20 protein-coding genes, 2 tRNA genes and 5 pseudogenes are annotated in these 23,960 nt (G+C 62.3%); 19 read left to right on the top strand and 8 right to left on the bottom strand.

Translation table 11 applies throughout. The annotated features are described in order from the left end of the window. Positions 1-105: 105 nt before the first annotated feature. Positions 106-1,149 carry an aldo/keto reductase gene (locus L0Z65_RS09420; protein WP_405107051.1) on the top strand — a complete coding sequence of 348 codons (1,044 nt, stop codon included), beginning with the start codon at positions 106-108 and terminating at the stop codon, positions 1,147-1,149. 86 nt (positions 1,150-1,235) lie between these two features. Here L0Z65_RS09420 and L0Z65_RS09415 read toward each other — a convergent pair. Next, a pseudogene (locus L0Z65_RS09415) lies at positions 1,236-2,328 on the bottom strand (GlxA family transcriptional regulator). A 133-nt stretch (positions 2,329-2,461) separates the two neighbouring features. Between L0Z65_RS09415 and L0Z65_RS09410 the strand changes: the two are divergent. The 4 genes from L0Z65_RS09410 (at position 2,462) to L0Z65_RS09395 (ending at position 6,203) form a co-directional block, all read left to right on the top strand. Then, complete coding sequence (locus L0Z65_RS09410) at positions 2,462-3,379, top strand: 3-keto-5-aminohexanoate cleavage protein (protein ID WP_405107048.1); 918 nt, start codon at positions 2,462-2,464, stop codon at positions 3,377-3,379. Between the two features lie 95 nt (positions 3,380-3,474). Continuing rightward, a complete protein-coding gene (locus tag L0Z65_RS09405; RefSeq protein WP_014879437.1) occupies positions 3,475-3,807 on the top strand; it encodes a hypothetical protein in 333 nt (110 codons plus the stop codon). Between the two features lie 150 nt (positions 3,808-3,957). Beyond that, positions 3,958-5,433 (top strand): carnitine 3-dehydrogenase, encoded by a 1,476-nt coding sequence (locus tag L0Z65_RS09400; protein ID WP_405107045.1) that lies wholly within the window; start codon positions 3,958-3,960, stop codon positions 5,431-5,433. After that, positions 5,430-6,203: an SDR family oxidoreductase gene (locus L0Z65_RS09395; RefSeq protein ID WP_405107042.1), complete on the top strand. Its 774-nt coding sequence runs from the start codon at positions 5,430-5,432 to the stop codon at positions 6,201-6,203. The genes L0Z65_RS09400 and L0Z65_RS09395 overlap by 4 nt, the downstream gene beginning before the upstream one ends. Before the next feature lie 32 nt (positions 6,204-6,235). Here L0Z65_RS09395 and L0Z65_RS09390 read toward each other — a convergent pair whose 3' ends face one another. Beyond that, positions 6,236-7,096: a helix-turn-helix domain-containing protein gene (locus L0Z65_RS09390; protein ID WP_405107039.1), complete on the bottom strand. Its 861-nt coding sequence runs from the start codon at positions 7,094-7,096 to the stop codon at positions 6,236-6,238. A 109-nt stretch (positions 7,097-7,205) separates the two neighbouring features. On the opposite strand from L0Z65_RS09390, the gene L0Z65_RS09385 reads away from it, so the two are divergent. Genes L0Z65_RS09385 through L0Z65_RS09375 form a run of 3 tightly spaced genes read left to right on the top strand, consistent with a single transcriptional unit; the run spans position 7,206 to position 9,281 of the window. Beyond that, positions 7,206-7,412 carry a DUF2061 domain-containing protein gene (locus tag L0Z65_RS09385; protein WP_096870849.1) on the top strand — a complete coding sequence of 69 codons (207 nt, stop codon included), beginning with the start codon at positions 7,206-7,208 and terminating at the stop codon, positions 7,410-7,412. Beyond that, positions 7,405-8,361 (top strand): fatty acid desaturase, encoded by a 957-nt coding sequence (locus L0Z65_RS09380; protein WP_405107036.1) that lies wholly within the window; start codon positions 7,405-7,407, stop codon positions 8,359-8,361. Before L0Z65_RS09385 ends, L0Z65_RS09380 begins: the two co-directional genes overlap by 8 nt. A gap of 17 nt (positions 8,362-8,378) precedes the next feature. After that, positions 8,379-9,281, top strand: coding sequence for a DMT family transporter (locus tag L0Z65_RS09375; RefSeq protein WP_096870851.1), 903 nt, complete (start codon positions 8,379-8,381; stop codon positions 9,279-9,281). Positions 9,282-9,310: 29 nt separating this feature from the next. Here L0Z65_RS09375 and L0Z65_RS09370 read toward each other — a convergent pair whose 3' ends face one another. Further along, positions 9,311-10,078: an NUDIX hydrolase gene (locus L0Z65_RS09370; protein WP_405107033.1), complete on the bottom strand. Its 768-nt coding sequence runs from the start codon at positions 10,076-10,078 to the stop codon at positions 9,311-9,313. 27 nt (positions 10,079-10,105) lie between these two features. Further along, positions 10,106-10,522, bottom strand: coding sequence for a DUF983 domain-containing protein (locus L0Z65_RS09365; protein ID WP_040173715.1), 417 nt, complete (start codon positions 10,520-10,522; stop codon positions 10,106-10,108). Positions 10,523-10,778: 256 nt separating this feature from the next. Here L0Z65_RS09365 and L0Z65_RS09360 point away from each other — a divergent pair, with 256 nt between their 5' ends. The 4 genes from L0Z65_RS09360 to L0Z65_RS09345 are packed head-to-tail and all read left to right on the top strand — an operon-like array spanning position 10,779 to position 12,900. Next, positions 10,779-11,282, top strand: a complete 504-nt coding sequence (locus L0Z65_RS09360; protein ID WP_096870853.1) for an EF-hand domain-containing protein — start codon at positions 10,779-10,781, stop codon at positions 11,280-11,282. Between the two features lie 13 nt (positions 11,283-11,295). Next, positions 11,296-11,955 (top strand): RNA polymerase sigma factor, encoded by a 660-nt coding sequence (locus tag L0Z65_RS09355; RefSeq protein WP_118067465.1) that lies wholly within the window; start codon positions 11,296-11,298, stop codon positions 11,953-11,955. Then, on the top strand, positions 11,948-12,424 hold the full coding sequence (locus L0Z65_RS09350; RefSeq protein WP_405107029.1) for a hypothetical protein: 477 nt from the start codon (positions 11,948-11,950) through the stop codon (positions 12,422-12,424). Before L0Z65_RS09355 ends, L0Z65_RS09350 begins: the two co-directional genes overlap by 8 nt. After that, positions 12,421-12,900 (top strand): periplasmic heavy metal sensor, encoded by a 480-nt coding sequence (locus tag L0Z65_RS09345; protein WP_405107026.1) that lies wholly within the window; start codon positions 12,421-12,423, stop codon positions 12,898-12,900. Before L0Z65_RS09350 ends, L0Z65_RS09345 begins: the two co-directional genes overlap by 4 nt. A gap of 99 nt (positions 12,901-12,999) precedes the next feature. Here the strand turns inward: L0Z65_RS09345 and L0Z65_RS09340 are convergent, their stop codons facing one another. Then, positions 13,000-14,592 carry a diguanylate cyclase domain-containing protein gene (locus L0Z65_RS09340; protein ID WP_405107023.1) on the bottom strand — a complete coding sequence of 531 codons (1,593 nt, stop codon included), beginning with the start codon at positions 14,590-14,592 and terminating at the stop codon, positions 13,000-13,002. Positions 14,593-14,707: 115 nt separating this feature from the next. Here L0Z65_RS09340 and L0Z65_RS09335 point away from each other — a divergent pair, with 115 nt between their 5' ends. The 7 genes and pseudogenes from L0Z65_RS09335 (at position 14,708) to L0Z65_RS09305 (ending at position 21,291) form a co-directional block, all read left to right on the top strand. After that, on the top strand, positions 14,708-14,992 hold the full coding sequence (locus tag L0Z65_RS09335) for a DUF3572 domain-containing protein (RefSeq protein ID WP_014879450.1): 285 nt from the start codon (positions 14,708-14,710) through the stop codon (positions 14,990-14,992). Positions 14,993-15,228: 236 nt separating this feature from the next. Then, a complete protein-coding gene (locus tag L0Z65_RS09330) occupies positions 15,229-15,918 on the top strand; it encodes an HAD family hydrolase (protein ID WP_405107019.1) in 690 nt (229 codons plus the stop codon). Positions 15,919-16,140: 222 nt separating this feature from the next. Then, positions 16,141-17,701, top strand: a pseudogene (locus L0Z65_RS09325) (trimethylamine methyltransferase family protein). Between the two features lie 93 nt (positions 17,702-17,794). Then, positions 17,795-18,949, top strand: a complete 1,155-nt coding sequence (locus L0Z65_RS09320) for a hypothetical protein (RefSeq protein ID WP_405107016.1) — start codon at positions 17,795-17,797, stop codon at positions 18,947-18,949. After that, the gene (locus L0Z65_RS09315; RefSeq protein WP_405107013.1) at positions 18,855-19,529 is read left to right on the top strand and encodes a hypothetical protein; all 675 of its coding nucleotides are present in this window, start codon (positions 18,855-18,857) and stop codon (positions 19,527-19,529) included. The genes L0Z65_RS09320 and L0Z65_RS09315 overlap by 95 nt, the downstream gene beginning before the upstream one ends. 167 nt (positions 19,530-19,696) lie before the next feature. Beyond that, positions 19,697-20,285 (top strand): annotated as a pseudogene (locus tag L0Z65_RS09310) (heme NO-binding domain-containing protein). Next, positions 20,285-21,291 (top strand): annotated as a pseudogene (locus L0Z65_RS09305) (diguanylate cyclase domain-containing protein). The pseudogenes L0Z65_RS09310 and L0Z65_RS09305 overlap by 1 nt, the downstream one beginning before the upstream one ends. Positions 21,292-21,561: 270 nt before the next feature. On the opposite strand, the gene L0Z65_RS09300 reads toward L0Z65_RS09305, so the two are convergent. The 3 genes and pseudogenes from L0Z65_RS09300 to recJ form a co-directional block, all read right to left on the bottom strand. Beyond that, positions 21,562-21,636: transfer RNA gene (locus L0Z65_RS09300), tRNA-Glu, on the bottom strand. A 347-nt stretch (positions 21,637-21,983) separates the two neighbouring features. Beyond that, positions 21,984-22,058, bottom strand: a tRNA-Glu gene (locus L0Z65_RS09295). A gap of 145 nt (positions 22,059-22,203) precedes the next feature. Next, positions 22,204-23,948, bottom strand: a pseudogene (recJ, locus tag L0Z65_RS09290) (single-stranded-DNA-specific exonuclease RecJ). Between the last annotated feature and the right edge of the window lie 12 nt (positions 23,949-23,960).

Genomic DNA, 23,960 nt, shown 5'->3' with positions numbered 1-23,960 from the left:
CCCGTGGTGGGGCGATCCGGTTGCATCACGCCGGGCCTGCGCTAGTGTTTGCGCTGACAGGGGGGCGCAGGCGCCCCCAGCAGCTGCAACAACAGGATTTCGATCATGAAGATGAACCCGCTTGGCCGCACCGGCATGGAGGTGTCGCAGATCTGTCTTGGCACCATGACCTTTGGCACCCAGACGGGGGAGGCGGATGCCCATGCGCAGATTGATGCGGCTTTGGCAGCAGGGGTGAATATCCTCGATACGGCGGAAATGTACCCGGTGAACCCGATCAGCGCCGAGACCATCGGTGACAGTGAGGCGATCATCGGCAATTGGAACGCGCGCACCGGGCGGCGGGGGGAGTATATCCTTGCCACCAAACACTCCGGCGAGGGGTTGCAGGCGGTGCGGGAGGGCGCGCCGATCACGGCGGAGACCATCCCCGCTACGATCGAAGGTTCCTTGCGGCGGCTGAAGACCGATTACATCGACCTTTATCAGTTTCATTGGCCAAACCGGGGCAGCTATATGTTCCGCAAGAACTGGCAGTATGATCCGGGCGGCGATGACCGGGCCGAGGTGCTGGACAATATGGCGGGCTGTCTTGAGGCGCTGAAGGCGCAGGTGGATAAGGGCAATATCCGCGCCTTTGGCCTGTCAAACGAAAGCGCCTGGGGCACGGCGCAGTGGCTGCGGCTGGCGGATGAGACCGGCGGGCCACGGGTGGCGTCAATCCAGAATGAATATTCCCTGCTGTGCAGGCTGTACGATACCGATCTGGCGGAGCTGAGCCTTTATGAGGACGTCGGCTTGCTGGCCTTTTCACCACTGGCGACGGGGTTGCTGACGGGGAAATATCAGGATGGTGCGGTGCCGGAGGCCTCGCGCAAGACGCTAAGCCCGGAGCTGGGCGGGCGTGACACGGACCGGGTTTATCCGGCGGTGGCGGCCTATCTGGAAATCGCCAAGCGTCATGGGTTGGATCCGGTGCATATGGCGCTGGCCTGGTGCCACACGCGGCCGTTCATGGCCTCGGCCATTTTTGGGGCGACCACCTTGGCGCAGTTGCAGCATGTGCTGGCGGGGGCGGATGTGACCCTGTCGCAGGAGGTGCTGGAGGAGATTGACGCGGCCCATCGTGCGCATCCCATGCCCTATTGATTGCGGCGGGGACGGCCTGACTTTGGATGCAAGACGGGCGACCCAGAAGGGCCGCCCGTTGGCATAGAGTATTATCCCACCCGCTCTCAGTAAGAGCCGGTGGAATGGCGCGGCAGCGGGCCGCTTTGGCGCAGCGGGCTTTGGCCTTGTGACAGCGGCGCCTGACTGAACAGCGGTTTGCTGGTGGCAAGACGTGTGGGCGCGGCGCTGGTAAGGCTTGCCTGCCGCAATTCGCGTGCTGTCGTGCCATGGGCGGTGCGGAAGGCGCGGGCAAAGCTGGACTGGGAGTTGAAGCCGGTCGCCAGCGCCACCTCCATGATCGGCAGATCCGTGTCGGTGACCAACCGGCGGGCCTCAGCCAGACGCAGTTGCAGGTAGTGGTCCTGCGGGGTGGTGTTCAGGCGCAGGCGGAACTGCTGTTGCAGGCTGCGGGTGCTGGTGCCCAGTTCCTCGGCGATCTCGCTGAGGGGTTTGGGATCATCCAGCGCGGCCTCCATCAGGGCGTTGGCCCGTGCGGTGAGCGACGAATGCTTGGAGCTGCCAAGGCGGCTTTGCGGGCGCTCGGTGGAACCGGGGCCATCGTAGAGGAACAGGCCGGCCACGCGGGAGGCAAAGCCCGCACCATGGCGGCTGCCGATGATATGCAGCATCATCTCAATCGCGGGTGTCGCGCCGCCGGAGGTCATGCGCCCCTCGGAGAGGGTGAAGCGGTCATTGCGGCACTGCACACCGGGGAAGCGGCTGGCGAAATTGTCCAGATCTTCCCAATGGGTGGTGGCGGGGTGACCGTCCAGAAGACCGGCCTCGGCCATCAGCCAGGGGCCGCCGTCGATGCCGGCAATGGTCGTCCCACCCGCCGCCAGACGGCGCAGGCTTAGCCAGCAGGCTGGGGGTGGCGTGGCGCGCCAGTTGGAAGCCGACGATCACAATCAGCAATTCGCAGCTTTGCAGGCGCGCCAGCGGGATGCCCGGCACGCTGAGGCCGCTGGTCAGCATCGCAGGTTCGCTAGTGGCGGTGACATAGTCCCAGTCGAAGGCGCCACGACCAGCCAGCCGATTGGCTGCGCGCATGGGATCGACAGCCGCGGCGAAGGACAGGGTGTTGCTCTCATCAAGCACCAAAACAGCCGTTTTTAGCGGCTGATTCTCGGGCTGGAGGATGTTTTTTGCGGATTTCATCAAGTTCGATTCTGCATGTTGACTAGTGGGTGCAACAAGGCTGCGGCACTGTCGAAAACAACACAAACAGGAATCTGGGGGCAGGCTTGGGGATAACTCGGGCACAACCCTGTACATCGAGGGGAAAACCAAAATGCCTCTGAATATGGCCAAAAACGTCTTCATCACCTGCGCTGTCACCGGCTCTGGCGGCACCCAGGATCGCAGCCCGCATGTGCCCAGATCGCCCAAGGCGATCGCCGAGAGCGCCATTGCAGCAGCCAAGGCCGGGGCGGCGATTGTGCATTGCCATGTGCGTGACCCCGAGACCGGCGCGCCCTCGCGCGATCTGGCGCTTTACCGGGAAGTGACCGACCGGATCCGTGAGAGCGACACCGATGTGGTGCTGAACCTCACTGCTGGCATGGGCGGTGACATGGTGTTTGGCGATACCGAAAACCCTCTGCCGTTGAATGAGGCGGGCACCGATATGATCGGCGCCACGGCCCGAATGGCGCATGTGGCCGAATGCCTGCCGGAGATCTGCACGCTGGATTGCGGCACGATGAACTTTGCCGAGGCCGATTACGTGATGACCAACACGCCGGGCATGCTGCGGGCGATGGGTCAGATGATGACCGAACTGGGCGTGAAGCCGGAGATCGAAGCCTTTGATACCGGTCATCTGTGGTTCGCCAAGGAACTGGTGAAGGAAGGCGTGTTGGCCAGCCCCGCTCTGGTCCAGCTGTGCATGGGGGTGCCCTGGGGCGCTCCCAATGACCTCAACACCTTCATGGCGATGGTGAACAATGTGCCGAGCGATTGGGATTGGTCTGCGTTCTCGCTGGGGCGCGATCAAATGGCCTATGTTGCGGCGTCTGTGCTGGCGGGCGGCAACGTGCGGGTTGGGCTTGAGGACAACCTGTGGCTTGGCAAAGGGCAGCTGGCGGAAAACTGGCAGCTGGTCGAACGCGCAGGCACCATCATTGAGAACATGGGGGCCAAGCTTATGGGGCCGGATGAGGTGCGCGCACAGCTCGGTCTGGTGAAGCGCGCGCCGGTGGCGAAGTAAGGCGCGTTTCAAAATGGGGGGCAAACGTGCCCCCTGACACAGGGCGGCGGCAATTCAGGGTTGAAGCCCAAAAGGGAATTGGATTACTTGGTTGAATGATATTCCTTCCATTCTTCGCTGCCTCGATGCTGTCCCTCACCGCTTTCCTTCAGTCCGAGGCCGCTTGGTGGAAAGGGCCGCTTGCGGCGCTCGTACTGTTTTTGGCCGGGTTTGGGGTCGCGGTCGGTCTGTCCGACGCTGTCGTGGAAAACAGCATTGCCCCACCTGCCATGGGGATCGCAGCCGGGGCGTGGCTTGGTGCCGGGGTTATCGGTCTGGGAGCAGTTCTTGCTCTGATTTTGCGAAAGTCTCTGTCCCCGGGCCGGATCGCCGGGACCGCCTTCCTTGGCGGTTTTGCGTTCTTCAGTGTTCTGCCTTTCCTCATCTAAAACAGATCACCAGTTTCGCGCTGCCAGCGCATTTGAATTCAATGAAAATGAAAACTGCCTGCTTGCCAGCGGGCAAGGAAGCCATGCGCGCTTAACCCGCGCGGCGTGCCCGTGTGGTTCATGGGCCAATGTCTTTTGGAGAACAATGTCATGATAAAAACAGCAGCAATCATTGGTGGTGGGGTTATTGGCGGCGGATGGGCCGCGCGGTTCCTTTTGAACGGTTGGGACGTGCGGGTGTTTGATCCCGATCCGGAGGCCGAGCGCAAGATTGGCGAGGTTCTGGCCAATGCGCGGCGCAGTTTGCCGGGGCTAGGCAATGTGACGCTGCCTGCGGAGGGCCGCCTCAGCTATCACGCCACCATTGAGGACGCGGTGGCCGGGGCAATCTGGATTCAGGAGAGCGTGCCGGAGCGGCTGGAGCTGAAACAGAAGGTCTATGGCGCCTTGCAGGCGCATGTCGCGGCGGATGCTGTTATCGGCTCGTCCACCTCCGGCTACAAACCATCGCAATTGCAGGATGGCTTCAGCAATGCCGCCCAGATCGTCGTCGCGCATCCGTTCAACCCGGTCTACCTGATGCCGCTGGTGGAGCTGGTCACGACTGAGGCCAATCCGGCCAGCGTGATCGACAGCGCCAAGGCGATCATCACTGAGATCGGTATGTATCCCCTGCATCTGAAGAAGGAAATCGACGCCCATGTGGCCGACCGGTTCCTGGAGGCGGTCTGGCGCGAGGCGCTGTGGCTGGTGAAGGATGGCATCGCCACCACCGAAGAGATCGACAACGCGATCCGCTATGGCTTTGGCATTCGCTGGGCGCAGATGGGACTGTTTGAGACCTATCGCGTGGCCGGGGGTGAGGCGGGCATGAAGCATTTCATGGCGCAGTTTGGCCCGGCGCTGAAATGGCCCTGGACCAAGCTGATGGATGTGCCTGAGTTCACCGATGAGCTGGTCGATCTGATTGCAGGCCAGTCGGATGATCAGTCCGGTCAGCATTCGATCCGCGAGTTGGAGCGTATTCGCGATGACAACCTTGTGGGGATGATGCGGGCGCTGGGCGCCAATGACTGGGGCGCTGGCGCGCTGCAGAACGCCCATGACGCGGGGCGCGAGGGGGATGCCGGGTTGGTGCGGTCGCTGGATGCGCTTGACGATCTGAGCCAGCCGGTGCTGACCCAGAGCCGGATCGTGCCTTTGGATTGGACCGACTACAACGGCCATATGACCGAGAGCCGCTATCTGGATGCCTTTGCGCAATCCACTGACCGGCTGATGATGATCATTGGCTGCGATGCAGAGTATATCGCCAATGGCGGCAGCTATTTCACCGCTGAAACCCATATCCGCCATATCGATGAGGTCCATGCGGGCGACCCGATCCAGGTGAAGACTCGGGTGATCATGGGCGCGGGCAAGAAGATGCATCTGTGGCATGATATGTATTCCGGCGAGCGTTTGCTGGCGACCGGCGAACACATGCTGCTGCATGTGGACCTGAAAACCCGCCGCTCCGCACCGCCTGCGCCGCAGATCGAGGCCAATCTGGTGAAGCTGGCGGAGGCCCATTCCGGGTTACCAGCCCCTGAGGGGCTGGGCCGCGCGATTGGGGCACCCCGGTGAGCGCTGAAGGGGGGAGCCGGGTTCTGATCACCGCCGGTGGGTCCGGGATTGGCCGCGCCATGGCGGAAGGCTTTGCCGCCGCCGGGCATCAGGTCTGGGTTACGGATGTCAGCGCTGAGGTGCTGGCGGATGTGCCGAAGGGCTGGCGTGCAACGGTGGTGGATGCCACCGATGAGGCGGGTGTGAAGGCGCTGTTCGCAGAGATCGCCGAGGTCTGGGGCGGGCTGGATGTGCTTTGCGCCAATGCAGGGATTGCCGGGCCGACTGCGCGGATTGAGGACGTGGCACTGGAGGACTGGCGCAAATGCGTGAGCGTCAACTTGGAGGGCTGCTTTCTGGCCGCCAAATACGCGGCCCCTATGATGAAGGCGGCCAGGGCCGGGGCGATCATCGTGACGTCGTCAACTGCGGGGCAATACGGCTATCCGAACCGGGCGCCGTATGCCTCGGCAAAATGGGCTGTGATTGGCCTGATGAAGACGCTGGCGATGGAGCTGGGGCCGTTTGGTATCCGAGCCAATGCGATCTGCCCCGGCGCGGTGGAGGGCTCGCGGATGGAGGGTGTGCTGGAGCGTGAGGCAGCGGCCAAGGGGATGACGCGCGATCAGGTCTATGATGGCTATGCTGCGGGGACGTCGATGCGGTCCTTTGTCGAGGCGCAGGATATTGCCAATATGGCGGTGTTTCTGGGGTCGGACGCAGCGCGGTTGGTGTCAGGGCAGGTGATTGCGGTGGATGGCCATACGGAGAACCCGGATCCCAAGGTGTGAGCCGAGCTGCACAGGCGGCCCGGCTGCAGCGTTCAGGAAATCGCCGCCCTGAGCGCCCTCAGTCGCCCCGGCAGTTGCCGCGCAGTGATATCGGCCTCGCGCACCAGATTGTCGAAATGGCTGGTGAAAGTGGCGATCCGCTCCTTGTCGCGGAAGGCGAGGTAATGTGAGCCTGCATAAAACACGCACAAAAGCGGGCCGAAGATGGTGAGTGGCGCTGAATAGAGCCGCTTGGCATCAAACAGATAGATACGCAGGCGGGGGTACAGCTGTTCGGCGAGGCGTTCGAACTGGGTGAGCTGCTCCAGTCGGATCTCAAGCGGCAGGCCTTCGTAATAGCCTGCGCCCTGGGCAAAGCTGTCCAGCTCATAGATTGGCAGCGCGATTTCATAGTCTGACGCAGATTGGCGCATCCAGGTCAGGCGATCCTCGGAGGCCCCGATGGCCTGATCAGCGGTGCGGCCCAGATGCGGCGCAAATTCCCATTCCAGCAGCGCGCGGGTTTTTAGCATGTCGGGCAGGGCGGCAGGGACGTGGCGGATTTTGTAGCCCTGTGCCTCCTGATGCCAGTCAAAGATCCGTTCATCCACCAAGGCGCGGGGCGCCTTTGTCATCGACAGGCTGGCGGCGACCAGATCGGCAGCGTTCTCAGGCCGGTCCGACAGGCTCAGGAGCCAGTCGGCAGAGACCCCAAGCGCCGCCGCGCAGGCGCCGACCACGTGGGCGTTGGGCAGTCGCGCGCCAGCGTCCGTGAGCAGCTGCGAGATGGTTGAGCGATCCACCCCAATGGCGCGGGCCAGCGCGCTTTGGCTGAGGCCGCTGTCGTTGAGCGCGCGGTTGAGCCGGGTGCGAAACTGCTCCGCGCGCAGACGTTTGTCCATAATATCAATCATGTGATGATTTTTATCACGATTGCTGAATTTTGTTAATCATATTCGGAATTCTGCATCGCCCGGCATCCGTGTAGGCCAGAGGAAAGGTAAGAAAAACAGGAGGCTGCAGATGGACACGCGGGCGCGATCAGTGGTGAAGGCGGTAATCTGGAACCTTCTGGGACTGGCGATGATGGCGGGGATTGGCTGGCTGCTGACCGGGTCGCTTGCGCTTGGCGGGACACTGGCGCTGGTCAATACCTGCGTCGGCTTCTTGTCTTACCTGCTTTATGAGCGGATCTGGGCCGGGGTGCGCTGGGGGCGGCGTCATGTCTGATCCGCAGGTCAGCCCTCAGGTGCCAAGCCAGCGCGCCATGCTGGACCGTGTGCAGCTGCAATTGGGGCGTGTCGAATGGGGCACGCTGGCGCTGATACTGGGGTGTTATGCGGCCTGGGGGGCGGCGCTGGCATGGCTGCCGTTTGTATCTGTCTGGCTGGCGGTGCCGGTTCTGGCCTGTCTGATCACGCTTCAGTCCTCGCTCAGCCATGAGGCGTTGCATGGCCATCCGTTCCGGCTGCGTGTCTTGAATGAGGCCTTGATGTTTCTGCCGCTCAATCTGGCGGTGCCCTATGGCCGGTTTCGGGACACCCATCTGGCCCATCATCATGACGAGCAGCTGACCGACCCCTATGATGACCCGGAGACCAATTATCTGGATCCGGCGCAGTGGCGCCGGATGGGAGCCGCGCAGCGGGGGCTTCTGTGGTTCAACAATACGCTGGCGGGGCGGGTGCTGCTGGGGCCGCTGCTGGGGCAGATCCGTTTTATGGCCGAAGACTGGCGGCTGATCCGTGGCGGCGATGAGGCGGTGCTGCGCGACTGGTTGCTGCATCTTCTCGGCGCGGGGCTGACGCTGTGGCTGGTGGCGCAGAGCGCGCTGCCGTTCTGGGCATACCTTTTGGCGGCCTATCTGGGGTTGGCGATCTTGAAGATCCGCACCTTCCTGGAGCATCGCGCCCATCTTGATCCGGCGGCGCGTACGGTGATTATCGAACGTGGCGGTCTTCTTGGTTTTTTGTTTCTGAACAATCACCTGCATGTGGTGCATCATTGCCATCCGGGGGTGCCCTGGCATGCGTTGCCACGCCTCTACCGGGACCGGCGGGGGCAGTTTTTGGCCCGCAATGACGGCTACGCCTACCCCTCTTATGGTGTGGTCCTGCGCCGCTATGCCCTGCGGGCAAAGGATCCGGTCGCACATCCGATCTGGTCAGAGCGGCCATAGCCCCCCATAAGGGGCAGATGACCTTATGGATCCCCATCGCCATCGCGGCGGCCAGTTTTCAGACCGTCCGCTTTATGCTGCAAAAGGTGTTGAGCAGCGTCACACTGTCGACGGCGGGGGCGACGTTTTCAAGGTTTGTCTATTCCGCGCCGCTGATCTGGGCCGGGCTGCTGTCTTATCTGGCGCTGTCGGGGCAAGCGTTGCCCGCGCTCAGCGCCCGGTTCTGGATGTTTGCCACCATCGGCGGCACCGCGCAAATCCTGGCGACGGTCTGTGTGGTGGCGCTGTTCCGGCAACGCAATTTTGCGGTTGGGATTACGTTCAAGAAAACCGAGGTGATCCAGACCGCGCTGGTTGGGCTGGTGGTGCTGGGAGATCAGATCACCGCCCTCGGCTGGGTGGCGATTGTGATCGGCCTGTGCGCTGTGCTGGTGCTGTCGAAGACACCGCAGAGCAAGGGGCCGTGGTGGCGGCATCTGTCCAGTCCGGCGTCGCTGTTGGGGCTGGGGTCGGGGGTGCTCTTTGCCTTTTCAGCGGTGAGTTATCGCGCCGCCTCGTTGGAACTGGATGCGCTGGCGCCAGCGTTTCGCGCCGGTGTGACGCTGGCCATCGTCGTGAGCTTGCAGACGCTGTTCATGCTGGTCTGGCTGAAGTGGCGGGAGCCCGGCGAGATCGCGCGGGTCTGGGCGGCGCGGCGGGTGGCGATCTGGGTCGGGCTGACCAGTATGGCGGGATCTTTCTGCTGGTTCTGGGCCTTCACCCTGCAGAACGCCGCCTATGTGAAGGCACTGGGGCAGATTGAATTGCTGCTGTCGCTGCTGGCGTCAGTGCTGTTCTTCAAGGAGCAGATCACCCGGCGCGAGATTGTCGGCATGGGTTTGCTGATCCTGTCGATCCTGGCGCTGCTGCTGGCAATTTGAGCGGCCTGCACTGCGGTTTTGGTGACCGGTCAGTCGTCCGTGGGCATCGGATAGCCCTTCAGCCGCAGAAAATGGCTTGATTCATCATCGTTGCGAAAGAACGGCACGCTTTCTGGCGGGCCGTCCTGGCGGATGCGTCTGGTGACCTCCGCCAGCACCACCTCGGTGATGAACGGCAGATCGTAGGTGCGGACCTGGCTGAGCGGGATCCATTGCAGATGCGACAGCTCATCCGAGGCGCGGGAAAAATCATCAATATCGCTGCTGATATGCGCCGCATCCACCAGAAAAAACCGGGCGTCGAACCGGCGCGGGCGGCCGGGCGGTGTGATGGCGCGAAAGACAAACTGCAGCGCCTCGGCGGTGGGCAGATGACCGGTGGCGGCGAAGTCGGCCCAGTCTGCTTCAGGCGTGGTGGCCCATGTGCCGGGCTGCCCGAGGATGAGGCCGGTTTCCTCCCATAATTCGCGAATGGCAGCGACAGCGAGGGCGTGATGCAGATCTGCGTCGGACTGCTCGGACAGGCGGTCCTGGCAGAGCGACGGCAGCGGGCGGGCGAGCGGCACATCGGCGTCGCCGGGATCTACAGCGCCGCCGGGAAACACCACCTTGTTGGGCATGAAGGCGGCGCGGGCGCCGCGCTGGCCCATCAGCACCTGAGGGTCATCGCCCATCCGATCGCGCACCGCGATAATTGTCGCGGCATGGCGGATCGGAGTGGTGTCCCGGCGCGCGCTGGCGGCATCGGCATAGCCGGTGTCGATGGCTGCCTTGGCCGGGGTGGGCGATTTGCTCATGTCTGGGTCGTTCCTAACGCTGGCGGGTCAGCTCGCCTTGCCGAAGCCGTGCATCCGACGCGCCCATTGATAGGCGATCACGATCCCCTTCATCCGGGGCAGGAGAAACAGCGAGGACAGCAGGCAGCCCAGCGAAAACACGGTGAAGGTGACCATAGGCTCAGGCCGCCAGGTGAAATAGACCACATGCAGGAGCGGGGCCATAATGTGGCCAACCAGCAGAATGGTCAGATACGCCGGACCGTCATCAGCGCGGGCGCTGGTGAGGTCGAGCCCGCAGTTGGAGCAGCTGTCGTTGACCTTCAGGTATGAATGCAGCAATTTGCCTTCGCCGCAATTGGGGCATTTGCACCGCCAGCCGCGCAGCACGGCGGGCATGGTGGGGCGATCTTCCTGAGTATCGGTTTTTAGATCGGCTGAAAGTGCCGCAGATGACTCGGTCATAACAAATCCTATCTTTTGCCCGCATATTTGAGCGCATTGGCCGCAAGTTTAAAGGGGCAGTCCGCCGGAGTGCGTCGGCATGCCGCAAGAGTGCGCCGTCCGCACTCATGGTGCAATGGACAGGTGAAACTGTGCAATGCGCTGGGTGAAAATTCTGCCGGGCTTTTGAATTTTTTGCGACGGAACTCTGCCGGGGCTGCGTTTTGTTTCTGTGATTGGCAGCAACGGGCTGCCTGCTGCAAAAGGAACCGCAGACATGAAACATACCAAGTTTATCGCCGCCGTTATCGCTGTCGGAGCTGTCATCGGAGCCACAGGTGCGATTGCGAAGCCGGGTTTTGGCGGCAAGGGCGGTCATGGTCCGCGCATGAGCTTTGAAGAGATGGACACCAATGGCGACGGTCAGGCGACCAAGGCTGAGATGGAAGGGCTGCGCGAGGCCCGTTTTGCGGCGGCGGATACCGATGGCGACGGTCAATTGACACTGGCAGAAATGGAAGCTGCCGCGCAGGCCCGGGCCAAATCCCGCGCGGCTGCAATGCTGGAGCGGATGGATGCGGATAAGGATGGCGCGTTGAGCCTGGACGAACTGCCAAAGCCGCGTCGGATGGGAAAGATGTTTGACCGGGTAGACGCCAATGACGATGGTGCTATCAGCAAGGAAGAATTCGAGAGCGCGCGGGCGAAATTCCGGGGCCGTCATGGGGCCGGGCACAAACCGCGCGGGGATGTGCAAGACAGCGAGACGGAACAGAACTGATCCGATACGACAGATGCATATGTCTGCCAATACTGCGGAGCGGGCCCCGGAGCAGGGCCCGCTGATGCCGCCGCCTGACACCCCGGCGACGCCACAGGCGGAGGTCGTGGAGGATCCGGACGGGGCAATGCTGATCCGCTTTGCCGCTGGTGATCCGGAGGCGGCGGGTGTGCTGACGGCGCGGCTGGCGCCTCGGGCGCTGGGTGTTGCGATGCGGGTTCTGGGCAACCGCGCGGAGGCTGAGGACATCACGCAGGAGGCGATGGTGCGGCTGTGGCGGCAGGCGGAACATTGGGAGCCGGGGCGCGCCCGGCTATCGACCTGGCTCTACCGGGTGGTGATGAACCTCTGTATTGATCATAAACGCAGATTGCGGGGCGGACATGTGGATCTGGACGCCATCCCCGACCCGCCGGACCCTGCGAAATCTGCGGCGGAGCAGATGCAGGATGGGGCGCGGCAGGACGCGCTGCAGGCTGCACTCATGCAATTGCCGGAGCGTCAGCGGCAGGCGGTGGTGCTGCGTCATATCGAAGATCTGGCGAACCCGGAGATTGCCGGGATCATGGACATCAGCGTCGAGGCGGTCGAAAGTCTGACCGCGCGGGGCAAGCGGGCGCTGGCGGCAATCCTGGCCGGGCGCCGGGCCGAACTGGGGTATAATGATGGTTGATAAAACTGGAAAAACCGCGCCTACACAGACGGGCGCTGATGCTGAGGAGAGGTTGGATCCGGCGGATCTTGCCGCGGCTGAGCTGGCGCTTGATGATCTGTTTGCCAGCGTGCGGACCGCTGCCCCGGCTCCCCTTCCTGAGGAGGTGGAGCAGGCGATTCTGAGCGAGGCTGCGGCGACGCAGGCGGCGATCCTAAACCGTCAGGCGCTGGCATCAGATCTGGCGTCGCCGCCGGGTGCTGCGGGCAGCGGATTTTTTGCCGGGTTGCGGGAGCTGTTGGCGGGGCTGGGCGGATGGCCTGCCCTTGGCGGATTGGCTACGGCCAGCGCTGCCGGGCTGTGGATCGGGTTGGCGCCACCTGCGTTTCTGCCCGACCCGGTAAGCCTTGCCGGGATCGAGCTGAGCGAAGACAGCCTGCCTGATGACAGCTACGACTTGGCCGTGGTGCTGAGCGAGGAGATGGAATGACCCACGAGACCCGCAAATCCAAACCCGGCCGCCGTCTGCGCTGGCTGCTGATGGCGTCGCTAGCGCTGAACCTTGCGGTGGTTGGTGTCGTCGCCGGGGCGGCCTGGCGGTTTACTGGCCACAAAAAAAGTGCAGGAATGCCACCTCCGGTCGGGGCGATGCTGTTTCGGGATCTAGACGCTGAAACCCGGCGCAGCCTGCGCAAGACTGCTGAGGGCGAGCATGGCAGCTACAAGGGACGGCGACGTGCGGAAGGCGGCAAAGTGGTTGACCTGCTGCGGGCCAGCCCCTTTGACGCGGAGGCCTTGGGAGGGATGCTGGAGGCGCAGGCCACACGGCGACATGATTTCCAGCGCTCCGTTGAGGCGGCCTGGCTGGATCAGATCGTTGCCATGACCGCAGAGGAGCGGGCGGCCTATGCTGACGAGCTTGAGGAGCGTATCCAGCACCCGAAACGGCGTAACTGGCGGCACTGAACGAGGAAAGCAGCACTGATCCGGTTTTGATCGCCGGTCGGCTGGGCCTATGACTAACTGGAATACTGAACGGGGCAGTGAGAGGATCGCTGCCCCGTTTCATGGTTCTGGACCAAATGGCTGCTCGGCCGGTCCCGCCTGTAGTTGCGCCAGTTGTCTGCCGGGTTGTCCCGGTCTTTGGCAACTGGCGCCCGGTGACACTGTCCCGTGTCTGGTGGTCTTTGACCGTGCCGTTGACGGCTTAGGTCGCGTTGTTGCTGTCAGGCTGCGAGGCCTGCCAGAGAGACCTGATTGCGGCTCAGCATGTTTGGCCGCATAGAGCGCGCGGTCGGCATTGGTGATCAGGGTGCTGACGGCACTGTCGTGATCCTGCGGTGCGAGATCGGTGCCGCAGTGCTGGTGCTCGGTCGCGGCGCGCCCGCCGATGACGACGCCGACGCTGATGGTCACATAGATCGGTGCATCAACGCCGGGGATATGGAACGGCTTGCTGTTGATCCGGTTGCAGAGATCACTGGCAGCGGCTTTGGCCATCGCCTCGCCAATCGCGGGCATCACGATCATGAATTCCTCACCGCCGACGCGGGCCAGCAGATCGACCGGGCGCAGCGCGGTTTGCAGGCGTTTGGCCGCTTCAATCAGCACCGCATCGCCGACCGGGTGGCCGTAGAGGTCATTGATCTGCTTGAAATGGTCAAGATCAGCCAGCATCACTGCAAATGTTTCGCCGGTCTTGGCAGAGGTACTGGCGACCCGCTCAAGAAAGGGTTTGGCATAGCGGCGGTTGAAGAGGCCGGTCATCGGATCCTCAACGGCGGCGCGCAGCCCGTTGCGGACGGTGTCGCGCAGCTGATCAATGCGGGCCTTGTTGCGCAGCTGGCTGTCAAGACGGAGCGCCAGCTCGGCGACGTCGAAGCCGGACTGAAGCACATCATGCGCGCCCCGGTCCAATGCCTCGGCGGCGATGGCAGGGTCGGCGGGATGAACCACGGCGATAACCACGGATTTGCGGGTCGTCGCACGGGCGCGCAGATCCGCCAGCAGGCGCAGCCCCTGCGCCAACGTGTTGCGCCCCAGTTCGATCACGATGGCATCAGGCACCGGTTCCCGCATCAGGGGGTGGACCGCATTGAACTGATGGTTGCAGAGTTGATAGGGCACACGCGGGGTCAGCTGGGCCTGCCAGTAGACCCCTGTGGCGGCTTGTTCGGTCACCAAGGCGACATGCGCGCCGCCCAGCCCGACGCTGATATGTGGGCTGGAGAGGGGCAGGGCATAGCCATGGGCGTTGCCACGCTGCAAATTCAGCTCTTCCTGGGTGCTGCTGGCACGCAGAAGGCTGCGGATCCGCGCCTGCAACATGGTGTCATCCAGCGGCTGCAACAACACATCGTCGATCCCGGCAGTCAGGGCGGCCAGGCGGCGGTCGGCGTCGCTGTCGTGATCGATGGCAATCATCGGAATATCGGCAAGCTGATCATCGGCGGCCAGCGCCTGTTTCACGGCAACCGCGTCGCCATCGGGCAGCGACATGGCGCTGAGGATCAGATCGGGGCGGCAGCGCAGGGCGGTTTTGGCAATATCGGCAACAGTTTCGGCCTGAACCACCCGGTAATAGGCGGCGGACAGCTGAACCTTCAGCATGATCCGGTTGGTCGCAACACCGTCGATAATAAGGATAGTGCCCTGCACGTGGTGCCCTTTCGCCCCTTGCATTGGAATTGACTCAAGTTTTAATGAGACTGGTTAACAAACCCTTTCGTATTCTCACCAATTTGACCGTGAAGTGTCAGGAATGTGTGCGCATATGCTATTTTCCGCCGATGCAGCCGAAACTTTGGGCTTAAAAGCGCTTGCCTGGCTGGCAGGCAACGATGAGTTGCTGCCGGTTTTTCTGGGCGCAACCGGCGCGAGTGAGGCAGATCTGCGTGAGCAGGCGGCCAATCCTGAGTTTCTGGGCTCGGTTCTCGACTTTCTGACGATGGATGACGCCTGGGTCATGCAGTTCTGTGACAGCGTCGGTCTGGCCTATGACCAGCCGATGCAGGCGCGGATGGCGCTGCCGGGTGGGGCGCAGGTTCACTGGACCTGAGGTCTGCGAATGTGGCAGCGCTGATGGGTGGGCGCGATGGCATCGTTAAGGGATGTGATTAACCTCTCTTACTAGGACGGACTGGTCATGGCCACGGGCTGGCTGGTGCGGCGGGCTTCAATCGCCTATGTGTCCGAGCGATGTCCCCGGTGGATCGAGGACCACAGCCCCACGTCTGCCCCTTGCGCCTGAGGCCAGCGCGCTATGTCGGGCGGATGTCAGATCTAGGAGTGCCCATGCCCGTTGATGCCCTGCTGTTCGACAAGGACGGAACGCTGTTTGATTTTGCCGAGACCTGGAACCGCTGGACCGGCCGGTTGCTGGACCGACTGGCGGAGGGTGAGGTGGACCGGTTGCAGGCAATGGCGGCGGCGATAGATTTTGATCTGGCGACGGGTAAGATCCTGCCCAGCAGCCTGGTGATTGCCTCCACCAACCGGCAGGTCGCGGAGGCGCTGGCGCCGCATGTGCCACAGATGGATCTGGATCAGCTGGAACTCTACATGGCCGAAAGCGCCGGTGAGGCGGACCTGGCCGAGGCGGTGCCATTGGCGGCGTTTCTCGATGATCTGCTGGCGCGGGGCAAGGTGCTGGGGGTGATGACCAATGATGCGGAGCAGTCGGCGAAGTCACAGCTCAGTCGCAGCGGAGTGCTGGATCGCTTTGCCTTTGTTGCCGGGTTTGACAGCGGCCACGGGGCCAAGCCGGACGCCGATCCGCTGCTGGCCTTCTGTGCCGCCACCGGTATCGCGCCGGAGCGCACCGCCATGGTGGGCGACAGCCTGCATGATCTGGAGGCCGGATTGGCGGCTGGGATGCAGCGGATCGGGGTGCTGACCGGTCTGGCCGGGGCGGCGGATCTGGAAGCCCATGCGGATGTGGTTCTGCCCGATATCGGCCATATCCCCGGTTGGCTGGATCGCTGACCGTGTCGCCGAGCAGCGGATTGGCAGCTGTCGGATCGGGTGAACTGGACACATATGCCCAGAAATATGTGATCTGACCGGGGTTGGCGCTGAAAAGCGACCAAACCTGTCGGGAACAGGCATTCGGACCGCGCCTGAACAGGGCCTGCTGAGGCTATGAGCCAACGGTCGGGCGCCCCCATGGGTGGTCGCACCGATCAGCTGACAGCAGGGAGGGCCGCCATGACAACAGAGACACGAACCCGAAAACGCGGTGGCGGACGCGCTGGCGCGGCGGCCCGGCGCGGGGATGCGGTGATTGAGCAGATGCCATGGTCGGTGCCGCGCAACATTGATCGCCCGATTGAGCCGCTTGGCCCCGAGGGCGTGGCGGCCATTCAAGATGGTGCGATGCGGATCCTCGAAGAAATCGGCATCGTGTTCCTCAATGATGAGGCGCTTGAGATCTTCAAGGAGGCGGGCTGCAAGGTCGTGGGTGACCGGGTGCATCTGGACCGGGAGTTCGTGATGGAGATGGTCGCCAAGGCGCCATCGGAATTCACCATTACGCCGCGCAATCCTGACCGAACCCTGCCGGTGGGGGGCAATCATATCCTGTTCGGCAATGTGTCTTCGCCGCCGAACTACTGGGATATGTCGCTGAATGCGAAGGTCGCGGGCACCCGTGAGCAATGCCAGAACCTGCTGAAGCTGACCCAGTATTTCAACTGCATCCATTTTGCCGGGGGGTATCCGGTGGAGCCGGTGGATATTCATGCCTCGGTCCGGCATTTGGATGTGCTTTATGACAAGCTGACCCTCACCGACAAGGCGATGCACGCCTACAGCTTGGGCAAGGAGCGGGTCGAGGATGTGATGGAGATGGTGCGGATCGCAGGCGGGCTTACTCATGAGGAGTTCGAGGCCCGACCACATATGTATACCAACATCAACTCCACCTCGCCGCTGAAACACGACCAGCCTATGATCGACGGCTGTCTGCGACTGGCACGGCGGGGGCAGGCGATTGTGGTCACACCCTTCACGCTGGCTAGGCGCGATGGCGCCGGTGACCATGTCGGGGGCTGTGGCGCAGTCTATTGCCGAATCCCTCTCGGCGATTGCGCTGTTTCAATATGTCCGCCCCGGCACGCCCTGTGTGATCGGCACCTTCACCTCCAATGTGGATATGAAATCCGGTGCCCCGGCCTTTGGCACACCGGAATATATGCGCTCGACCCAGATGACCGGGCAGATGGCGCGCTATTATGGTCTTCCGATGCGATCCTCGGGTGTCTGCGCGGCCAATGTGCCGGATGGGCAGGCGATGTGGGAGACCTCCAATTCGCTCTGGGCGGCGGTGCAGTCGGGCACCAATATGGTCTATCACGCGGCTGGATGGCTGGAAGGCGGGCTGATCGCCAGCCCCGAGAAATTTATCATGGATTGCGAGATCCTACAGCAGATCCAGCGCTATATGCAGCCGGAGGTCATTGGCACCGGTCCCGAGGATATCGCGCTGGAGGCCATTCGTGAGGTCGGAAACGACGGGCATTTCTTTGGTATTCAGCACACGCAGGACCGCTATAGCACCGCGTTTTATCAACCCTACCTCAGCGATTGGCGCAACTATGAGGCCTGGGAGGCGGCGGGTGCGGTTTGGACACCGGAACGGGCGCATAATCTGTTCAAGGAGATCATTGCCCGATTTGAAGCGCCACCGCTGGATGTCGCCCGGCAAGAGGAACTGGCGGATTTTGTTGCACGCCGTAAATCCGAGGGAGGCGCCCCAACCGATTTCTAATGGCAGTTGAGGGGAAGTTTCGCGCGTTCAGACCTCTGCCATTATTTTGCGCAAGTGTATAAGTCAGGCCGATCTAACGAGAGAATCGCTGCCATGACTGACCCGGATACTGCAACCGCTTTGCGCGCCCGTTTGCCTATGGTGGCTTTGGGCGCGGGTAGCGGATTTGCCATGTGGCTGTTGGCGCGGGACTGGGACCAGCCGGGTCTCTCTGAGAGCCTGTTTTTGGCGATGTTTGCGTTTCTGTCCAGTTTCTGTGGCGCAGCACTGGCGATGATCGGGCCGCTGTCGCTGTTGCGTGCGTTGCGCGGGGCGCTTTGGGTTGCGGTGCCGATGACCGCGCTGATGTTTCTGGCGGCGTTGCGCTACCCGGTTGCGACCGATCTGCTACAGAATGAGGTGTTGGTGCTGATGGCGCTGACGCTTGGCGCCATGGCCTGCCCATTTGTGTTGCTGCGGTTGTCCACGCCCGACCGCTGGACCCGGTTTGCGGCACTGTCTGCGGCCAGCTGGGGTATCGTGTTTCGCCTGGCCTGCGGGGTCGGATTTGTCGCGGTCTTCTGGATTCTTGGTTTGTTGTCCAATGCCCTGCTGGATCTGGTCAACATCACCATTCTGGAAGACATCGCCGAGGTGGATTGGCTGGCGCTGACGCTGAGCGGCGCGGTCTTTGGTCTGGGCCTGGCGGTGGTGCAGGAGCTGGGGGGCGGTGGCGCGCCGCATCTTCTGTTTCGGTTGCTCAGCCTGCTGTTGATCCCTGTGCTGCTGGTGGTTGGCCTGTTTCTGGCCGCGATCCCGCTGCAGGGGTTGTCCAGCGCCTTTGGTCATCTGTCCTCGGCTGCGACGCTGATGGCGATGTCAGCGGTGATGATGACACTGGTCTGCGTCGCACTGACTCGGCAGGAGCATCCAAGGGGCGCAAACGGCATGGCGGCACGACTGCTGGCGATTGGTTTGATGCTGGTCACGGGTCTGGCAGCCTGGGCGGTCCTGATGCGGGTTTGGCAATATGGTTGGACGCCGGATCGCATCTATGCGCTGCTGTTTGCGATGACGTTACTGCTGCACGGGTTGGTCTATGCCTGGCTGTGCGGCCATCGGAGGCGCGGGTTGGCCGGATCTGTTGCGGCGCGCCATTGTCGGCCTGGCGCTGATGACCGGTGCCACATTGGCGCTGGCCCTGACGCCGCTGGTGGATGCGGGGCGCATTGCGGCCAACAATCAGGTGGCGCGGGTGCTGGCGGGTGAGACAGAGGCAGCAGAGCTGCCCCTGTGGCAGATGGCCCATGACTGGGGGCAGGGCGGGCTTGACGCGCTGACGCGGTTGGAGGCCCACGCGGAAGAGACCGGGGATACAGATCTCTCCAATCGCCTGCAGCTGGCCCGCAGCGCGACGAGCCGTTGGCAGATGACGAAGGATGTGGTGGACGTCACCGATGATCAGCGCAAGGAGCTGATTGAGCTGCTGCCCGTACAGCCCGCCGGAGCCACAGTGACAGCAGATGATTTCAGAGGGCTGAAGCGTTTTCAGCTGCTGCGCTGGATTCGCGGCTGCAAGCGGCTGCTGCCGGATGGCAGCGCGGGCTGTGTGCTTATTCGCGGCGCGCTGGGAGTGACCTCAGACGAGGCGGCGGAGCTGGCCTTGCTGCTCTTCAGAGAAGGGCGGGACGGGGCGCAGCTGGAGACCCTCGCCTTGCGGTTTGGCCCGGACGGCGCGGACATGCTGGACCGTATAATTCTGGATCGTATAATTCTGGATCGCGGACCACCGGCGCAGCAGCAGACAAAAGAACAGGTCGAGGCCTTGCTGGCGGCGGCGCAGGCTTAGCCGTTTCGAGATATCTCCGGCACGGCAGAATACGTTGAAACTGGGCGATCTGGAGGTATTGATACAGCGCCGACGCTGATCTGAGGGAAAACCGTAGCAATTTTAATTGTTGGCCCTTTATTAACCAGGCTGGGCCAAAAGTAGAGACACGTAACAAGGGGCCAATGATGCACGGTCTGATCAATAGGGCATTCCAGGCGTTTGTCAGCACCACCTTCGGGGAGGACAGCTGGCAGGCAATCATGGATACGGCAGAGCTCGGCTTTAGCGAGTTCGAAGCGATGCTTACCTATACGGATGAGCAATCCCAGATCATGTTGCGGACTGCAGAAAATATTCTGAAACGCCCGTTGCCGGAAATGCTGGAGGATATGGGCACGTTTCTGGTGTCGAACCCACAGCTGGAGGCGCTGCGCCGGTTGCTGCGTTTTGGCGGGGTCAACTACGTGGAATTCCTGCATTCACTGGATGATCTGCCGGATCGCGCGCGGCTGGCTGTGGCCGATCTGAACCTGCCGGGGCTGGAGCTGATTGAACAGGCGCCCGGGCAATTTGAACTGCATTGCCAGCCCGGTCTGCCAGGGTACGCCCATGTGCTGATGGGGGTCGCTGAGGGCGATGGCGGATGACTACGGCGATCTGGTTTTCCTTGATCATTCAGGCACGCAGGACAACGCAGAGGTGATTGCAATCACCCTGGTTGAAACTGAATTTGCCGAAGGCCGTGCCTTCGACCTGGGGGCGCATTCACTATGATGATGAGCATGCGGGAAATCTCCTCCATCGCCAATGAAATCTGCCCGATGCATGTGGTCATTAACCATGAAGGGCGGATTACCGGGGTTGGTCCCACATTGCGCAAGCTGCGCCCGGATACCGAATGGATTGGCAGCCGGTTCTTTCGGATCTTTGACCTCGCACGGCCGCGTCGGGTTCGGTCCACTGAGGATTTGATCAAGACAGCTGCAGCGCGAAACTGCATCTCAATTTTCGCGATGCACCGCAAACCGGTCTGAAAGGCGTGCTTGCCCCCTTCCCGGAGGGGAAGGGCGGGTTCATCAACCTGTCTTTTGGCATTTCGGTGCTTGAGGCGGTGCGGGATTATGATCTCACCAGTGCTGATTTCTCCCCGACGGATCTGACCATTGAGATGCTCTATCTGGTTGAGGCGAAATCCGCCGCCATGGAGGCCTCGCGCCAGCTTAACCTGCGCCTGCAGGGGGCGAAAATCGCCGCTGAGGAGCAGGCGTTTACAGATACGCTGACGGGTGTGAAGAACCGCCGCGCGATGGATCACATCCTGAACCGGCTGATCTCTTCCGGCCGGGATTTCTCCCTGATGCATGTGGATCTTGATTTCTTCAAAGAGGTCAATGACACGCTTGGTCATGCCGCAGGCGATACGGTTCTGCAACGGGTGGCCAAGCTGATGGTGCAATGCACCCGCCAGAATGACACAGTCGCGCGGGTCGGTGGAGATGAGTTTGTTCTTATATTTGAGGGTCTTACTGACCGGATACAGCTCTCAGGTATTGCCCGCCGATTGATTTCCAGCATCGAGGAACCAATCCCCTTCGGTGACAAGACCTGCAAGATTTCGGCCAGCGCTGGCACCTCGCTCTCGGCCGCCTTCTCTGAAGATCTGGATGCGGCAACGCTGCTCCATCAAGCGGATGTGGCGCTTTATGCGGCAAAGAATGCTGGCCGGGCGCGCCATTTCTTCTATCAGCCAGGTATGGAAGAGCAGGATCCCGAGGCGTAGCGCTGAACCATGCGCTGGTTTGCGGCGCTGCTGGAGTTGTGGCAGAGGGTCTGATGCGCTGCTGGCTTGGTCTTGCGGCTGGACTCCCCCTCCCAGAGCCGGGTTTGATCACATCAGAGCGGTAATGCCGTTTGCCTGTCACATGTTTCCTGCTGGTTGACAGCGGGCAGACTGTGGATTGGCCGTGGCAGTCAGAGGTTTGCACAATCAGGCCCGCCTTATGGATGGCGTGCTCGTTGCTTTTATCGCGCTATGTAGGGGAAAACAGAGTGGCAGCCCGTAGGGGAATCGAACCCCTCTTTCCAGGTTGAAAACCTGGCGTCCTAACCGATAGACGAACGGGCCACTTTGTCTGTGAGGGCGTGTTTACTGAGTAGATCGCCCCGGCGCAAGAGGGATTTTGACATCCACGCGAGTTTTTTTCAGCTCCGAGAGATGCCCTGCAAGCTTCTGAAAAACATGAATATAAATGGGTATGCTGCGCATGGTGTCTGGCAGCTTTCAGCGATTGTCTGTTGGTGCGGCCCAAACCGCAGAAAGGACGGTTGCAGGGCTTCGCCGCCGATGAGACGAGCGCCAGTTGACCGGATTAGGTGATCGTATCTGTGCGGTGATGGCGAGCAGTTAAACGCCAAACCCAGGCTACACTACGCAAGGAGCAAGTGATATATCACGACAATTGTGCGGAGAAGTGGCAGCCCGTAGGGGAATCGAACCCCTCTTTCCAGGTTGAAAACCTGGCGTCCTAACCGATAGACGAACGGGCCACTTGGTGTGAGCGGGTATTTAGTGTTTCGCGCCGGAACCCGCAAGCCAAAAAACACCAGTATCGTAAATTATTTTATCCTGGGCGGAGGATGGTTATTCTAAGAGGGCAGGGCCTTTGTGCGCAGTGTTTTTCCGTGACCGATCTCAGGCCTCGGCGGCATCCTCCAGCCGCAGCTGCACGGACTGGCGGCCGCCCCAGGTATTGATTTCAAGCCGACCGGCAAAATGGAACCGCGCGCCACCATGGTCCAGCAGACGCGGCCCCAGCGCGGTGTCAAAAGCGCCAAAGCAGATGGCATCGATCCCGCTGCTCAACCCGTCACTGAGCGAGAGTTTCAGGTGGCTTTCGCCAACTCGTTTGGCAAACCGCACCTGCAGGTCGGGAAAGCCGTAGCGTGGGGCGGGGGCGCCAGCCCCAAAGGGGCCTGCCTGTTCGATCTGCTCAATCAGCGGCACGGTGGCGGCGCCGGGCATCAGCATCCCGTCAAGTTTCAGATCGCTTGGTCCCAGATCGCCAGCCCCCTGTTTGGCCAAAAGGGCGCTGAGCCGCTCCATCGCCGGTTCCAGTTGGTCACGGGCCACGGTCAGACCGGCAGCCATCTTGTGGCCGCCCCCTTTGATGAGCAGCCCTTCGGCGGCAGCCCGCTGGATGGAGGCTCCAAGATCAATGCCGCTCACGGAGCGACCCGATCCCTTGCCCTCGTCGCCATCAAGGCCAATCACGATGGCGGGGCGGCTGAGCGGCTTCTTTCAGGCGCGAGGCGACAATCCCGACAACGCCGGGGTGCCAGCCTTCACCAGCGGCCCAGACCAGAGGGGCATCCAGACCGCGCGCCTCCGCCTGTTCCAGTGCGGCGGCGCGAACCGCGTTTTCGATATCGCGGCGCTCGGTGTTCAATTCATCCAGACGCGCGGCGATGGCCTCGGCCTCGGCTGGGTTGTTGGTGGCCAGCAGGCGCGCACCCAGATCAGCCTTGCCAATCCGCCCGCCCGCGTTGACCCGTGGCCCGAGCAGAAAGCCAAGGTGATAGGTGGAGGGGGCAGAATCCATGCGCGATACATCTGCCAGTGCCACCAGTCCGGGCCGCTGCCGGGCGGCCATCACCTTGAGGCCTTGCCGGACAAGCGCGCGGTTCGCCTCAATCAGCGGTGCCACATCGGCGACGGTGGCCAGGGCAACCAGATCCAGCAGCGCCATCAGATCAGGACCGGTGCCGAGCCCTTTGTCCCGCATCTGGCGCCGTAGCTCTACCAGCATCAGAAACACCACGCCGGCCGCACAGAAATAGCCCAGGTCGCCGTCCTCATCCTGGCGGTTGGGGTTCACCACTGCGACACAGTCGGGCAGGGTCTCTCCGCCCAAGTGGTGGTCGAGTACGATCACATCAGCGCCCTTGGCGGCGGCAATCGGACCATGAGACAGCGTGCCGCAATCGACGCAGACAATCAGATCGTGGTCACGGGCCAGCGCGGCCATCGCCGCATCATTGGGGCCATAGCCCTCATCGATCCGGTCGGGCACATAGAGCGTGGCCCCAAGACCGACCTGATCAAGCCAGACCAGAAGCAGCGCTGCCGAGGAGCCGCCATCAACGTCATAATCGGCAAAGACCGCAATCCGCTCGCGCCGCTCCACCGCTTGCAGGAAACGGGCCGCGGCGGGTTCCATGTCCTTCATCCGGCGCGGATCGGGAAGCAGCTCTTTCAGTTGCGGTGTCAGAAATCCGCTGGCCTCATGGGCGGGCACGCCGCGCCGGGCCAGGGACCTGACAGACGGCGGCGGGCAGCGTGGTCTGCTGTTCCATCATTTCGGCCGCGCGGGCAACCTCCACATCGGGGCCAATCCAGCGACGCCCGCTGAGCGAGGTCTCAACTCCCAGAAAGCTCATGTCTTCGTCCCT

Origin of the sequence: Phaeobacter sp. BS52 (assembly GCF_045040595.1) — a bacterium.
Taxonomy (GTDB): Bacteria; Pseudomonadota; Alphaproteobacteria; order Rhodobacterales; family Rhodobacteraceae; genus Phaeobacter; species Phaeobacter piscinae.
Note: the sequence above shows the minus strand (reverse complement) of the source record. Positions and strands in the feature narration are given on the sequence as shown.

Bases quoted from the DNA above. Each gene is read 5' to 3' on its own strand.
- L0Z65_RS09420 (WP_405107051.1), top strand. From the start codon at position 106: ATGAAGATGAACCCGCTTGGCCGCACCGGCATGGAGGTGTCGCAGATC.
- L0Z65_RS09410 (WP_405107048.1), top strand. From the start codon at position 2,462: ATGCCTCTGAATATGGCCAAAAACGTCTTCATCACCTGCGCTGTCACC.
- L0Z65_RS09405 (WP_014879437.1), top strand. From the start codon at position 3,475: ATGATATTCCTTCCATTCTTCGCTGCCTCGATGCTGTCCCTCACCGCT.
- L0Z65_RS09400 (WP_405107045.1), top strand. From the start codon at position 3,958: ATGATAAAAACAGCAGCAATCATTGGTGGTGGGGTTATTGGCGGCGGA.
- L0Z65_RS09390 (WP_405107039.1), bottom strand. From the start codon at position 7,096: ATGATTGATATTATGGACAAACGTCTGCGCGCGGAGCAGTTTCGCACC.
- L0Z65_RS09385 (WP_096870849.1), top strand. From the start codon at position 7,206: ATGGACACGCGGGCGCGATCAGTGGTGAAGGCGGTAATCTGGAACCTT.
- L0Z65_RS09380 (WP_405107036.1), top strand. From the start codon at position 7,405: ATGTCTGATCCGCAGGTCAGCCCTCAGGTGCCAAGCCAGCGCGCCATG.
- L0Z65_RS09375 (WP_096870851.1), top strand. From the start codon at position 8,379: ATGACCTTATGGATCCCCATCGCCATCGCGGCGGCCAGTTTTCAGACC.
- L0Z65_RS09370 (WP_405107033.1), bottom strand. From the start codon at position 10,078: ATGAGCAAATCGCCCACCCCGGCCAAGGCAGCCATCGACACCGGCTAT.
- L0Z65_RS09365 (WP_040173715.1), bottom strand. From the start codon at position 10,522: ATGACCGAGTCATCTGCGGCACTTTCAGCCGATCTAAAAACCGATACT.
- L0Z65_RS09360 (WP_096870853.1), top strand. From the start codon at position 10,779: ATGAAACATACCAAGTTTATCGCCGCCGTTATCGCTGTCGGAGCTGTC.
- L0Z65_RS09355 (WP_118067465.1), top strand. From the start codon at position 11,296: ATGCATATGTCTGCCAATACTGCGGAGCGGGCCCCGGAGCAGGGCCCG.
- L0Z65_RS09350 (WP_405107029.1), top strand. From the start codon at position 11,948: ATGGTTGATAAAACTGGAAAAACCGCGCCTACACAGACGGGCGCTGAT.
- L0Z65_RS09345 (WP_405107026.1), top strand. From the start codon at position 12,421: ATGACCCACGAGACCCGCAAATCCAAACCCGGCCGCCGTCTGCGCTGG.
- L0Z65_RS09335 (WP_014879450.1), top strand. From the start codon at position 14,708: ATGCTATTTTCCGCCGATGCAGCCGAAACTTTGGGCTTAAAAGCGCTT.
- L0Z65_RS09330 (WP_405107019.1), top strand. From the start codon at position 15,229: ATGCCCGTTGATGCCCTGCTGTTCGACAAGGACGGAACGCTGTTTGAT.
- L0Z65_RS09320 (WP_405107016.1), top strand. From the start codon at position 17,795: ATGACTGACCCGGATACTGCAACCGCTTTGCGCGCCCGTTTGCCTATG.
- L0Z65_RS09315 (WP_405107013.1), top strand. From the start codon at position 18,855: ATGACCGGTGCCACATTGGCGCTGGCCCTGACGCCGCTGGTGGATGCG.